The sequence below is a fragment of the Rahnella sp. PCH160 genome (assembly GCF_047784855.1).
In the GTDB taxonomy this organism is placed as follows: Bacteria; Pseudomonadota; Gammaproteobacteria; order Enterobacterales; family Enterobacteriaceae; genus Rahnella.
In genome coordinates this window covers 403,896-416,947 of the sequence record NZ_JBLOGT010000002.1, presented here as the reverse complement: position 1 = coordinate 416,947, position 13,052 = coordinate 403,896, and the positions used below count along the sequence as shown (strand labels likewise).

Below are 13,052 nucleotides of genomic sequence, written 5' to 3'. Positions count from 1 at the left end.
GAATAAACTGGCTAACTTCAATAATGAAACGCTATTTTATTTATGTTGGATTGCGGTTTTGACGCATTCCGGGGGCGCTCTGATGAGCGTTAACTCTCTCAGTAATGGCAGGTATCGCTGTGAAAATAAGTTCTGTTGAAGTCACTGTTTTTACTTATCCGACCCGTCGTGTTTCAGACAGCGCGGGTCATTCGCATCCGGGTGAAGAAAGTCAGGCAAAAATGGCGATGCTGACGATTACCACTGACGAAGGCGATTGCGGTTATTCGTTCGCGCCGCCGGAAGTGGTGCGTCCGCACGTCGTGAACGCATTTTTTAGAAAAGTGCTGATAGGCCAGAACCCGTTTGACCGCGAACGTCTGTGGCAGGATCTGGTTCACTGGCAGCGCGGCAGTGCGCATCAGCTGACCGAACGCGCGTTGTCGTTTGTCGAGCAGGCGTTATGGGATCTGATTGGCCGCAAGCTGAATATGCCGGTGCACAAACTGCTGGGCGGATTCCGCGAAAAAGTCCCGGCTTACGGCAGCACCATGTGCGGCGACGAGCTGAAAGGCGGCCTGTCAACGCCGGATGAATTCGGTCTGTTCGCCGAAAAACTGGTGGCGCGCGGTTATCAGGCCATCAAGCTGCACACCTGGATGCCGCCGGTGGCGTTCGCGCCGGATCCGAAAATGGACATCAAAGCCTGCGCCGCCGTGCGCGAGGCGGTTGGGCCGGACATCGAACTGATGCTCGATGGCTATCACTGGTACAGCCGCAGTCAGGCGCTGACGATTGGTAAGGCACTGGAAAAACTCAACTTCGCCTGGTTCGAAGAGCCGATGGAAGAAGAGAGCATGGCGTCCTACGCGTGGCTGGCGGAAAATCTGTCAATCGACGTGATCGGCCCGGAAAGCCTGGGCGGTAAACATCACAGCCGTGCGGACTGGGTGAAAGCGGGTGCCTGCGACATTCTGCGCGCAGGCGCAAACGGCGTCGGCGGGATTTCGCCGTGCATGAAAGTCGCCAGTCTGGCTGAAGCGTTCGGCATGGATTGCGAAGTTCACGGCAACGGCGCGGCCAGCCTGGCGGTGGTCGGTGCGATCCGCAACTGTCGCTGGTACGAACGCGGCCTGTTGCATCCGTTCCTTGACTATGACGAACCCGCCGCCTACCTGAACAGCATCGTTGATCCGATGGATGAACAGGGTTTTGTGCATCTTTCTAACCGTCCCGGCCTCGGAGAGGACATCAATTTTGAATACATAGAGACCCATACCGTCAGCCGCGACTGACCTGCGGGCAGAAAAAATAATAAACCTCTGACTCTACCCGGAAGGTACATCATGAACTCTGGCACACCCCTCAGGGCGTGGTTTTTCGCGCTCCTGTTGTCGGTGAGCTGCTGGCCGGCGCTGGCGAAAACGCCGCCCGACCAGCTGATCATCGGCATGAACATGAATAACCTGCTGACGCTCGATCCGGCAGCGATGACCGGCAACGACATTGTCGGCATCGTGGTCAATCTTTATGACCCGCTGATTGAGCTTGATCCGCAACAACTGACCAATGTGCGTCCGGCGCTGGCGACCTCGTGGGAGGTCAACGATGCCGGAAATCTGCTGACGTTTCATCTGCGCGAAGGCGTGAAATTTCACTCCGGTAATCCGGTGACGGCGGAAGATGTCGTGTGGTCGATGCGCCGCATTCTGCACCTGAATCTGGCGCAGGCGTCGGTGTGGAAGTCTTACGGATTCACCAAAAAGAACGTCGATGAAATGGTGCGCGCGCCGTCACCGTATACCGTTGAAATCCAGTTGCCTAAACCGAACGACCCGAAACTGGTGATTTACTCGCTGGCCGCGCTCGGCAGCGTGGTGGCGCTCGACAGCAAAACCGTGCAGGCGCACGAAGTGAACGGCGATCGGGGCAACCGCTGGCTGACCACCAACGAAGCAGGTTCCGGCCCGTTTCGTCTCGACAGCTGGCAGGCGAAAGATGTGCTGAACATGAGCCGCAATCCGCAGTACTGGCGCGGCGAACCGCGGCTTTCCCGCGTGGTGTTCCGCCATTTTCAGGAATCCCAGACCCTGCGCCTGATGATTGAAAAAGGCGACCTGGATATTGCCAATAATATGGCGGTGTCCGACGTTACCGCGCTCAGTCATGATCCGGCGATGGTCGTGGATCAGGTGAAAAAGGGCACCCTTTATTACGTGGCGATGAGCATGAAAGAGCCGCATTTCGCCAACCCGAAAGTGCGCGAGGCAGTGCGCTATCTGATTGATTATCAGGGCATCGGCAAAGCGCTGATGACCGGTTACGGTATTGTGCATCAGCGTCCGATTCAGGTCGGAATGCCCGCCACACTGCCGGATCCGGGCTACAAACTCGACATCCCGCGCGCCAAAACCTTGCTGGCGCAAGCCGGTTACCCCGACGGTTTTGACACCACGCTGCGGGTGCTGGCCGATCAGCCGTTCCTCAATATCGCGATTGCCGTGCAGTCCACGCTGATGCAGGCGGGCATTCGCGCCAAAATCGTCACCGGCACTGGCAACCAGATTTACGGCGCGATGCGCGAACGTAAATTCGACATGCTGGTCGGGCGCGGCGGTAGCGGCGTAGAACCGCATCCGCATTCCAGCCTGCGTTCGCTGGTCTACAACCCGGACAACAGCGATGAAGCGCGTCTCACCAATTTTCAGGGCTGGCGAACCGGTTTCTACGATAAACAGCTGAATATGGATATCGATCAGGCGCTGCTCGAACGCGACCCGGAAAAGCAAAAACAGGATTACTTCGCGATTCAGGAACGCTACGACGCGCTGATCCCGGCGCTGGTGCCGGTTTCGCAAATGGTGGATTCCATTGTGGTGCGCACGGACGTCAAAAATTATGTTCCGCATCCGTCGGCAACCACTTTCCTGCGCGACGTGTACAAAGTCGACGCCGCTGACCCTCAACCGGCGGGAGGTAAAGGGTTATGACCACGCAAACTCAGACCACGCAAGTTCATACCTGGCATTCCGGCATTCCCGCCGGACGCATCGGCAAACGGCTGGTTCAGGTGGCGGTCACGCTGTTCGGCCTGCTGCTGCTGACGTTTTTTATTGGCCGCGTGATGCCGGTAGATCCGGTGCTGGCGATTGTCGGGCCGGACGCCGACCACAGCACGTATCAGCAGGTTTATCACCAGCTCGGCTTTGATAAACCGCTGTGGACGCAGTTTGGCATCTACCTTTCCGGGCTGGCGCACGGCGATTTAGGCAATGCGCTGCTGACCGGCAAACCGGTGACGCAGGATATTCTGCGCGTGTTCCCGGCCACCATGGAACTGGCGACGCTGGCGATCATTCTCGGTGCAGGCGCCGGCATTCCGCTGGGCGTTCTGGCGGCGGCAAAACGCAACAGCATTGCCGATTATATGGTGCGCATCATCAGCCTGGCCGGTTATTCCACGCCGATATTTTGGGTCGGCATGATGGGATTACTGGTGTTTTACGCCTGGCTCGGTTGGGCCGGCGGCGCGGGGCGTCTGGATTTCAGCCTCGACGGTCAGGTCACCCGCCACAGCGGGTTTATGCTGATCGACGCGCTGATCGCCGGAAATGGGGAAGTGTTCCGCAACGCGCTCAATCACCTGCTCCTGCCTGCGTCGCTGCTTGGTTTTCACTCGCTGGCGTACATCAGCCGCATGACCCGCAGCTTTATGCTGGCGCAACTCTCACAGGAATTCATCATCACCGCCCGCGTCAAAGGGCTGAGCGAATGGGATGTGCTGTGGAACCACGCATTTCGCAACATTCTGGTTCAGTTGCTGACCGTGGTCGCGCTGGCCTATGGCTCGCTGCTGGAAGGTGCGGTGCTGATCGAAACCGTCTTCTCCTGGCCGGGATTCGGTTCCTATCTCACCAGCAGCCTGATGCTCGGCGACATGAACGCCGTGATGGGTTGCGTGCTGGTGGTCGGTATGATTTTCGTGGTGCTGAACCTGCTCTCTGACCTGCTGTATCAGGTCTTTGACCCGAGGACAAAAGTATGACGATTTCCCTCGATTCTGTGGTGCTCAGCGCGGGCGACGAAAAGCGCCAGCGTGTGAAACGGGCGTTGGGCCGCATCGGGCATTTTCTCTGGCAGATGGCGTGCAATCCGCTGACCGCCATCGGTGGCGCGATTGTTCTGGTGTTAATGATTGTGGCGCTGTTCGCCCCGTGGATTGCGCCGTTCCACCCGCTGGTGCAGGACTTAAACAACGCGCTCAGCCCGCCGTCGGCGGCGCACTGGTTTGGCACCGACGAGTTTGGCCGCGATATCTTCAGCCGTCTGGTTTACGGCTCGCGGATCACGCTCTATATCGTGCTGCTGGTGTCCGTCACCGTCGGGCCGCTCGGGTTATTGCTCGGCGTAACCGCCGGATATTTTGGCGGCAAAACCGACATGGTGCTGATGCGCGTCACCGATATCTTCATCTCCTTCCCGAGTCTGGTGCTGGCGCTGGCATTTGTCGCCGCGCTCGGGCCGGGGCTGGAACATGTGGTGATCGCCATTACGCTCACCGCCTGGCCGCCGATTGCGCGTCTGGCGCGCGCCGAAACGCTCTCGTTGCGTCAGGCCGATTTTATCTCGGCGGTGCGTTTGCAGGGCGCGTCTCCGGTGCGGGTGTTGTGGCGTCACATTGTGCCGCTGTGCCTGCCGTCGGTCATCATCCGTATCACCATGAATATGGCCGGCATTATCCTGACCGCCGCCGGTCTTGGCTTCCTCGGACTGGGCGCGCAGCCGCCGGATCCGGAGTGGGGCGCGATGATTTCCAGTGGCCGTACTTACATGATGGAGTGCTGGTGGGTGGCGACCATTCCCGGTCTGGCGATCCTGATTAACAGCCTGGCGTTCAACTTCTTAGGAGATGGCCTTCGTGACATCCTTGATCCCCGAAATGACTGACGCTCCGGCGTTACTCGACGTGCGCGACCTGAACGTCAGCTTTGTGAATGGCCGTCAGGTGACGCACGCGGTGCGCGGCGTTTCCTTCCAGCTCGGACGCGAAAAGCTGGCGATCGTCGGCGAATCCGGCTCCGGTAAATCCACCGTCGGACGCGCGTTGCTGCACCTTCATCCGTCTAAAGCGCAGATTACGGCCAGCAAAATGCAGTTCGCCGATGTGGATTTACTGAATGCCACCGCGAAACAAATGCGGCAGGTGCGCGGGAAGCGCATCTCGATGATTATGCAGGATCCGAAATACTCGCTGAATCCGGTGCTGTGTGTCGGCGACCAGATTGCCGAGGCGTGGCGCTCGCACCACAAATGTTCATATAAAGACGCCAAACGCAAAGTGCTGAACATGCTCGACGTGGTGCGGATCCGCGACCCGGAACGCGTATATGGCCTCTATCCGCACGAGATTTCCGGCGGGCAGGGGCAGCGCATTATGATTGCGATGATGCTGATCACCGATCCGGAAATGGTGATTGCCGACGAACCGACCTCCGCGCTCGACGTTTCGGTGCGTTTACAGGTGCTGGCGCTGCTCGACGATCTGGTGAAAACACGCGGTCTGGGGCTGATTTTTATCAGTCACGACATCAATCTGGTGCGCAGTTTCTGCGACCGCGTGCTGGTGATGTACGCCGGGCGCATTGTGGAGTCCATCGCCGCCACCGATCTGGATAACGCGCAGCATCCGTACACGCGCGGCCTGCTGAATGCGCTGCCGGACATGGATAACCGCCGTTATCCGCTGCCGGTGATGCAGCGTCAGGCCAGCTGGCTGACCGATTAAGGAAACCGAAATGTCTCAAAAAACCATGATCGACGTTCGCAACCTGAACCTCACGTTTGGCGAAGGCGCGAAAATCACGCAGGTGCTGACGGATGTCAATATCGCCGTGCGCGAAGGGGAAATTTTCGGGCTGGTGGGCGAATCCGGTTCCGGTAAAACCACCGTGCTGAAATGCCTGGCAGGGCTGTTTACCCACTGGAAAGGCGAGCTGGAAATCGACGGCCAGCCACTTGAACACCGCATTGGCCGCGACCGCTGTCGTCTGGTGCAGATGGTGTTTCAGGATCCCTACGGTTCGCTGCACCCGCGCCATACCATCGGCGATATTCTGGAAGAGCCGCTGCAAATTCACCGCATCGATCAGCGCGATGCGCGCATCAATGCGATTCTGGAAAAGGTCGGTCTGAACCGTGCCTTCCGCAGCCGTTATCCGCACCAGCTTTCCGGCGGCCAGCGCCAGCGCGTGGCGATTGCCCGTGCGCTGATCCTCAAACCGCGCGTATTGCTGCTCGACGAACCGACCTCGGCGCTGGATGTTTCGGTGCAGGCAGAAATCCTCAATTTGCTGTTCGATCTTCAAAAAGAGGAAGGACTGACCTACCTGATGGTTACGCACGATCTGGGCGTTATCGCGCATCTCTGCCAGCGCGTGGCGGTGATGAAATTCGGCAAAATCCTCGAAACGCTGGAAACCGACGCACTCCTGCGCGGCGACATTCAGGACGACTACACCCGCGTTCTGGTCGACGCCAGCCGCGATTACAGCCGAGAAATGGCGGCGAAAGTGATGTTGTAAAAAACACAGATTTCTCTTTTATACGGCTATCAACCGTATAGCGTTGACGTTGCCAGCGGACGCGCGTACAGTGCTGCATACGGCTGATAGCCGTATCTGAATCGAGAGGTCATCATGTCTAAAGAAGCGATACTCCCTTCTGACGCAAGAAATATAAAGAGTGCGCGTGTTGAGCTAAAGACCAGTCCGGATCTGAAAGAGTTGTTGCGCGAAGCGGCGGCGGCGGCGGGGCTGGACCTGAGTGCTTTTATCCTCAACGCTGCAATCGAGCGGGCTGAAAACGTACTGGAGAATCAGCGTCGCCGTGAGCTTTCGTCACAAGGCTGGCAGCAGATTAATCAGCTTCTGGCGGAACCGGCTGCACCAACGCTGGCATTGCAGGCGTTAATGCGGAGAAAGAAAAATGGTAAATCTGCAGAGTAAGCAAACCGGCGTGATGGTATGCAGCTACCAGTCTGATATTACGTATCCTGGCAATAAGCACTTTGATTGCGGGCATCCGGTGCTCAATGCCTTTGTGCGCAACTCCCTGAAAAAAAGTGTCAGAGATGGGAACTGCGCCGCCAAAGCGGTGATTGATGCACAGACCGGAGAGTTGTTCGGTGTGTGTACTTTCTCTGCTTACTGGCTTGAGCGCGGGAAATTAGCAGGAGTCGTAAGCGGTTCATTGCCTCTGGAAGTCGGCGTAGTACGCCTCATTATGTTAGGCGTCGCCACGAAAGAGCAAAATAAAGGGTACGGGCAGGATTTGCTGTTGGCATTTTTTGAACAAATAAAAGTTATTCATGACGCGCTGCCAATCAAAGGGGTGTATCTGGATGCCGATCCCGCCGCGATTAATTTCTATGCCCGGTTGGGATTTGCCCAACTGGATGCACCGCCGAATGCATTCGGGGCAGTGCCCATGTTCCTCGGCATTCAGCATATTCTTGCCGCCTGAAACCGCGGGGGATTAACCCCGCCGTTTCGCCATCCAGCCCCGCAAAATTCCTTCGGCGCTGACGGTCACAATCCCTAACATAATCAGCATCGCGCCTAGGATGAAATTCACTTTCAGCGGTTCGTGCAGGAATACCACGCCCGCGATGATGCCGAAGACCGGCGTCATGAAGGACAAAATCCCCAGACGCGACGCCTGATAACGGCGCATCAGGCTGAACCACGCGAGGTAGCTGGCGAAGGTCACGATGACAGTCTGAAAAAGCATACTGCTGACCGAAACCGGGCTGAGGCGGAACTGCGTTTGTCCGGTCAGCAGTGCCAGCCCGCCGAGCAGCACGAACGCGCCCGCCAGCTGATAGAACAGCGTCATGGTGGCGCTGCCAGACGATAATTTACTGCGGCGCACCACGATGGTGGTCATGCCCCAGAACATGCCGGCCAGCAGGCCGAAGAAATCCCCGAGCAGCATATTGCTGGCCTGCGGCACGGCAGCAGAGTGCCCGCCAAACAAAAACGCCACAATCACGCCGGTAAACGTGATGCCGACGCCCGACCATTGCAGCCCGCTCAGCCGTTCTTCCGGCACCAGAAAGTGCAGCCCCAGCGCGGCAAAAATCGGTGCGGTATACAGAAATACCGCCATGTGCGCCGCCGTGGTGAAGCGTAACCCTTCGGCGACAAACATGAATTCGATGGAAAACAGCAGACCGACCAGCAAACCGGGGCGCAGGGTTTCACGGCTGAACGGGATTTTCCGCTGGCGCACCAGCATCAGAATCAGCACCGCCAGCCCGGCAATTCCCGAACGCAGCGCAACCTGCAACAACGGCGTAATATCGGCCGCCGCGCTTTTGATCGCTACCTGCTGCACGCCCCAAATCACACACAACCCCACCATTACGCTGGTTGCCATTCCGTCCAGCGGTTTACGCGCTTCCATTTCCGTTCATCCGGTAAAAATTCAGGCCGACAGCTTAGCGCGAAAATAATGATTCAGATAATTTTCAGTGCGCGGTTGCGCGCTTTTTCCAGCGCAAACCGCCGAACGTAACGGCCATGACGGAAAGCACGGCCAGCGCGGCGGCCGGGGCGAAAACGCTCCACCACGCGCGTTCGATATACGGCATACCTTCGGCCAGCACGCGCCCCATTCTGGCACCGGCGGCGGTGCGCCCAACCCGAGAAACCCGAGCGACGCCAGCGCCAGCGCGATCCCCGGTACCCGCAACATCGCGTGGCGCAGCAGCGGGCCACACAGCGCGGGGAGCACGTAAAAGATTGTGCGGCGGATAGCGCCCACACCAACGAGCGGCAACATTTTCATATAGGGGCGCGCCTGAATTTCGCTGACCAGCGCAGCGGTATGCGCTGCGAGCGGTGCCCAGCTTACGGCGGTGACGGCAATCGCCGCGCCGGTTGCGGTCGGGCCATTCACGGCGGCGACGACTAATCCGGCAATCACCGGCGGCAGCGCGTTGGTGACTTCAATCGGTCCGGTCATTGCGCGGGGAAAGGCGCCGACTACCAGACCGGCTGCCAGACAAATCAGCGACACCGCCAGCGCCTGCAAACAGGTATTGAGCGTACCGTGCGCCACGCGGGCGAGAAGGTCGCGTCCCATCGCATCGGCACCAAAAGGCAGTGCCAGCGACGGCGGTTGTAAACGCAGATATTCCGACGTCAGCGGGTCACGCGGCAAACCGGTGAGCACCATCACTAGCAATATTCCCAGACACAGCAACGGGATCCACGCCCGCTGTTTTTCCGGCGGAACCGCCTGCGCCGGAACGGGCACCGCGCCCAGTTGCAGCGCGTGGCCCAGCAATAAACGTCGCCCGCCGCCCGCCAGCATTCCCATGCACGACGCCAGCAACAGCAGGATCAGCACACCCGTCTGCAAGGACGGTAAATCCCCGGCGGCGGCGGCACCCAGCGTGGCACGCCCGAGTCCGGGAATGGCAAAAACTTTTTCCACGGCGATTGCGCCGCCGGTCAGCGAAACCAGCACCAGACCCGTTAGCGGCATGACGCCCGGCAGCGATCGGGCGATCACCGCCAGCGCGGTGTGACGGCGAGAAATGCCCAGCACGCTCCAGGTGGTCAGCCAGCTTTCGCCAAAGGTTCCTGCCAGCGCATCGGAATACAGCCTCCCGAGATAACCGCCCGCAGGCAATCCCAGCGCCAGCGACGGCAAAACCGCGTACTGCCAGCCGAGCCAGCCGTAAGGCGGGAAGAATTGCAGCCAGACTGCGCCGGTGATCAGCAACAGTGACGCCAGCAAAAACTCCGGCAATGCGGTCAGCAGGGCGGCGAAAAAGCCCGCCGGGCGCGGCGTGCGGCCGCGTAATCCGCGCATTAACGTGCCCGCACACAACAGCAACGCGAGCACCAGCGCCACCAGCGCCGACGACGCCATTAGCGTCAGCGAAACGCCGGTCGCCCGCAGCATACCCGGCAAGACCGGCAATCCTGATACCCACGAAACCCCCGCATCGCCGTGCAGCAAACCGCCGAGCCAGTGCGCCAGCGCGTGCCACGGCCCCTGATCCAGCCCGAGCGACAGCCGGATGGCGTTCAGCGTTTCGGCCGTTGCTTCCTGTTCACCGGAACGGGCGCGCAGCAATGACAGCGCCGGATCCGTGCCGGAAAGCCACGGCAGCAGGCCGATCAGTACCACAATGGCGGCCAGCGTCAGCGCGCGTGAAATCAGCGGCACCAGGGTATTCGACGGACGCAACCGCAACCGGCTGACGCCCGCGCAGGTCCGGCAATAAATCGGTTCGCTCATCAGTCGGCCTGAGAATTGCGCTGTGTGGCGGTGTTGATCAGCGTGCGTTCACGCGGGTCGCGCAGCGCATCCTGGACGTTTGCCGCTTCGCCCTGAATCACCCGCTCATGCAGCATTGGAATGGCGGCGTCGGTGTCGAGGATCTGATTTTCAACCAGCATAATGGCCTGACGGCGCGCTTCTCCGGCAGGAATGACGGAGGCGTGTTTCAGCGCTTCATCAATTTCCGGACGGCAAAGTTGTGCGATGTTGAACGACCCTTTGCAGGAGAAATCGCTGTAGAGATACGCCACCGGATCGCCGGAATCCAGCACCGTCGCGCGGGATAAAATGAAGGCGTCGAATTTACCTGCCAGCGCATCGGTTTCAATTTGCGAATACTCGCGCACCACTTGTTTCACGGTAAACCCGGCGGCGGTCAGCTGTTGCGCCAGATACACCGCCACTTCCGGCAGCTCGGCGCGGTCGCTGAACGTCGCCAGCGTGATAGTTTCCCCGGCCGGTTTACGCGCCGCCACCGGATGAGCGACCGGCTGGCGTAACTGCGCGGCCCACGGCAGCGCCGGGCCGAGCAGACCTTGCGCCACATCGGCGCGTTTTTCGTAGACGTTATCCACCAGTTGCTGCCGGTTGATGGCTTCGCGCACCGCCGCCCGCAACGCCGGATCACGCATCACGCCGATCCGCGAGTTGAGATACAACGTATTGGTGCGCGGCATCGGCACTTCGTGGATTAAGGTTTGATCGAGCAACGGTGCCTGAGAAACCGGAATGGCTTCAACGATATCCGCCGTGCCGGTGCGCAATGCCGCGCCACGCGCCGTGCCGTCTGGCACAAAACTGACGTCGATACCGCTGGCTTTGGCTTTTTCGCCCCAGTAGCCGTCGAAACGATCGAGCCTGGCGCTGCTGGTGCCGTTCACCTGCACCAGTTCAAACGGGCCGGAACCGGTATGACGCGGGTCAACCACGCCGCTGACGCTGTAGGCCTTCTGCGAAAGAATGGCCAGCTGCGGGCTGGAAAGACGCTGCGGCAGCAGAGGATCGGGCTGCGCCGTGGTGACAATCACCGCGTGCTCGCCTTCAGCTACGGCGGTGAGCTGAACGCCGTCGAGAATGCGCGGTTTCGGCGCGGAGTTTGCCGCTACAGTCAGGGAATTCACGACAGTTGCTGCATCGAGCGCCGTACCGTCGTGGAATTTCACCTCCGTGCGCAGCTCCAGACGCCAGCTGTTTTCACTGGTTTGCTGCCATTTCGTTGCCAGCGCCGGTTGGGCTTCGCCGAGCTTATCCAGCACCACCAGCGTTTCCGCCGTGCTCCAGCGCGAAAGCTTAAACGCATCGTCGCTGAGCGGCGTCAGGCCGGAGCGCGGCGGTTGCAACATCGCCAGACGAAGACGGGAATCTGTGTTGTTTTCGGTGGTTTTATCGGCTTCATTAAAGCAACCGGTCAGTAAAAGTGCAGCAGAAAGCAGCCCGGCCAGCGGGCACATGCGTAACGCAGACATCAGAAGTTCCTTGTCAGAGTGCAGGAGGAGGCAACTGGCGGCAGATTCGCCACATCGCCAGTGCGCTTAAAAACGGAACGGCGGCCAGTGCCAGCCAGGGGATCACCGCGCCGGGCGACGGCACTAGTGCGTCATCGAGCAGGCCGCCGAGCAGGAAATTCCCCGCCAGCACCGCGATACCGCCCATCGAAGACAGCGCGCCGTAATGCGCGCCGAGATTATGCTGCCCGGCAAAACGTGGGATTAAATCCATGCCCACCGGCACAATCAGCATTTGCCCGACGGTCAGCAGGGTGATCAGCAGCACCGACGGCAGCAGACGCAGCCAGCCTTCCGGCGGCACCGTCCAGGCAAACATCGCCACGGCGGCAAAGGCGGCAGAAAGCAGAAGAAAACCAGCGGGCAAAATGATCCGAGCGCCAATGCGGCGGGAAAACCGCGCCAGCGGCATTTGCAGTACGATCACCAGAACTGATGCGAGCACAAACAGCGGCCCGAGATCTTGCTCGCCGCCGCCGGCGCGACGCAGTTCCACCGGCAGCGCCAGATACAGCTGGTTGTAGCTGAACAGATACGCGCTGTAGGCCACGATAAAAGCCACGAAACGCGGCTGGCGGAAGGTCTCCCACCACGGCACAATTTTCAGTTCGGCAGCGCGTTTCGGCGCGGCGGGCAGGGTGAAAAACAGCACCACCAGCGCGGCCAAAAATAAGCCGGAACCCGCCAGCGCCACCGGCTGGAAACCGTAGCCGGAAAGCAGCGAACCGAGCAATGGCCCGAGCACCGCGCCCAGTTCCGCACAAACCGCGGACAGCGCAAACCACTCGGCGCGGCTGCGTTTTCCGGCTTTCTCGCTGTGCGTTCCGGCCTGCGCCAGTAAGGCTTCAATCGACGGTGAAAACAGCGCGCCGCCGATGCCGGTCAGGCAGGCACCGAGTATCACCGGCGTCAGCGTGTCGGAAAGCCCGAGCAGCAGGTATCCGGCGATGCGCACCACGCAACCGCACAAAATAACCCCCGCGCGCCGAAGCGGTCGGATAACGCGCCGCCGAGCAAAAACATGCCCTGTTGTGAGAAGGTGCGCAGGCCAAGCACCAGCCCGATCGCCCAGCCGGAGAGCAGCATGTCATCGCGCAGAAAGAGGGCGAGAAACGGCACCACGGCGTAAAAACCGATGTTAAAGACCAGATTGCTGCCGAGCAGCAGCGGGGGCCAGGGCGCAGAAGTGCGGGTTTGAGAGCGGGTGAACATCGG

General features: G+C 59.8%; 10 protein-coding genes and 2 pseudogenes. 8 read left to right on the top strand and 4 right to left on the bottom strand.

The genetic code is table 11. The features are described 5' to 3' along the window. The first annotated feature begins 119 nt into the window (after positions 1-119). The 8 genes from ACM5QY_RS24815 (at position 120) to ACM5QY_RS24780 (ending at position 7,500) form a co-directional block, all read left to right on the top strand. Positions 120-1,274 (top strand): mandelate racemase family protein, encoded by a 1,155-nt coding sequence (locus ACM5QY_RS24815; protein WP_416123302.1) that lies wholly within the window; start codon positions 120-122, stop codon positions 1,272-1,274. A gap of 156 nt (positions 1,275-1,430) precedes the next feature. Then, positions 1,431-2,969, top strand: a complete 1,539-nt coding sequence (locus ACM5QY_RS24810) for an ABC transporter substrate-binding protein (RefSeq protein WP_416123428.1) — start codon at positions 1,431-1,433, stop codon at positions 2,967-2,969. Further along, positions 2,966-4,024 (top strand): ABC transporter permease, encoded by a 1,059-nt coding sequence (locus ACM5QY_RS24805; protein ID WP_416123301.1) that lies wholly within the window; start codon positions 2,966-2,968, stop codon positions 4,022-4,024. The genes ACM5QY_RS24810 and ACM5QY_RS24805 overlap by 4 nt, the downstream gene beginning before the upstream one ends. Next, on the top strand, positions 4,021-4,926 hold the full coding sequence (locus tag ACM5QY_RS24800) for an ABC transporter permease (protein ID WP_416123300.1): 906 nt from the start codon (positions 4,021-4,023) through the stop codon (positions 4,924-4,926). The genes ACM5QY_RS24805 and ACM5QY_RS24800 overlap by 4 nt, the downstream gene beginning before the upstream one ends. Further along, positions 4,898-5,764 carry an ABC transporter ATP-binding protein gene (locus ACM5QY_RS24795; protein WP_416123299.1) on the top strand — a complete coding sequence of 289 codons (867 nt, stop codon included), beginning with the start codon at positions 4,898-4,900 and terminating at the stop codon, positions 5,762-5,764. The genes ACM5QY_RS24800 and ACM5QY_RS24795 overlap by 29 nt, the downstream gene beginning before the upstream one ends. A 25-nt stretch (positions 5,765-5,789) precedes the next feature. Then, positions 5,790-6,560 (top strand): ABC transporter ATP-binding protein, encoded by a 771-nt coding sequence (locus ACM5QY_RS24790; protein WP_416123427.1) that lies wholly within the window; start codon positions 5,790-5,792, stop codon positions 6,558-6,560. A gap of 111 nt (positions 6,561-6,671) precedes the next feature. Continuing rightward, on the top strand, positions 6,672-6,983 hold the full coding sequence (locus ACM5QY_RS24785; RefSeq protein WP_416123426.1) for a type II toxin-antitoxin system TacA family antitoxin: 312 nt from the start codon (positions 6,672-6,674) through the stop codon (positions 6,981-6,983). Beyond that, the gene (locus ACM5QY_RS24780; RefSeq protein WP_218521474.1) at positions 6,964-7,500 is read left to right on the top strand and encodes a GNAT family N-acetyltransferase; all 537 of its coding nucleotides are present in this window, start codon (positions 6,964-6,966) and stop codon (positions 7,498-7,500) included. The genes ACM5QY_RS24785 and ACM5QY_RS24780 overlap by 20 nt, the downstream gene beginning before the upstream one ends. A gap of 12 nt (positions 7,501-7,512) precedes the next feature. On the opposite strand, the gene ACM5QY_RS24775 is transcribed toward ACM5QY_RS24780, so the two are convergent. The 4 genes and pseudogenes from ACM5QY_RS24775 to ACM5QY_RS24760 all read right to left on the bottom strand — a co-directional run bounded on the left by ACM5QY_RS24775 (position 7,513) and on the right by ACM5QY_RS24760 (position 13,049). After that, positions 7,513-8,442, bottom strand: a complete 930-nt coding sequence (locus ACM5QY_RS24775; RefSeq protein WP_416123298.1) for a DMT family transporter — start codon at positions 8,440-8,442, stop codon at positions 7,513-7,515. A gap of 64 nt (positions 8,443-8,506) precedes the next feature. Then, a pseudogene (locus ACM5QY_RS24770) lies at positions 8,507-10,290 on the bottom strand (ABC transporter permease subunit). Further along, on the bottom strand, positions 10,290-11,798 hold the full coding sequence (locus tag ACM5QY_RS24765) for an ABC transporter substrate-binding protein (protein WP_416123297.1): 1,509 nt from the start codon (positions 11,796-11,798) through the stop codon (positions 10,290-10,292). The pseudogene ACM5QY_RS24770 and the gene ACM5QY_RS24765 overlap by 1 nt, the downstream one beginning before the upstream one ends. 13 nt (positions 11,799-11,811) lie before the next feature. Continuing rightward, positions 11,812-13,049: pseudogene (locus ACM5QY_RS24760) on the bottom strand (MFS transporter). Positions 13,050-13,052 lie beyond the last annotated feature (3 nt).

Coding starts and splice junctions, on each gene's coding strand:
- ACM5QY_RS24810 (WP_416123428.1), top strand. CDS start 1,431: ATGAACATGAATAACCTGCTGACGCTCGATCCGGCAGCGATGACCGGC.
- ACM5QY_RS24805 (WP_416123301.1), top strand. CDS start 2,966: ATGACCACGCAAACTCAGACCACGCAAGTTCATACCTGGCATTCCGGC.
- ACM5QY_RS24800 (WP_416123300.1), top strand. CDS start 4,021: ATGACGATTTCCCTCGATTCTGTGGTGCTCAGCGCGGGCGACGAAAAG.
- ACM5QY_RS24790 (WP_416123427.1), top strand. CDS start 5,790: ATGATCGACGTTCGCAACCTGAACCTCACGTTTGGCGAAGGCGCGAAA.
- ACM5QY_RS24780 (WP_218521474.1), top strand. CDS start 6,964: ATGGTAAATCTGCAGAGTAAGCAAACCGGCGTGATGGTATGCAGCTAC.
- ACM5QY_RS24775 (WP_416123298.1), bottom strand. CDS start 8,442: ATGGAAGCGCGTAAACCGCTGGACGGAATGGCAACCAGCGTAATGGTG.
- ACM5QY_RS24765 (WP_416123297.1), bottom strand. CDS start 11,798: ATGTCTGCGTTACGCATGTGCCCGCTGGCCGGGCTGCTTTCTGCTGCA.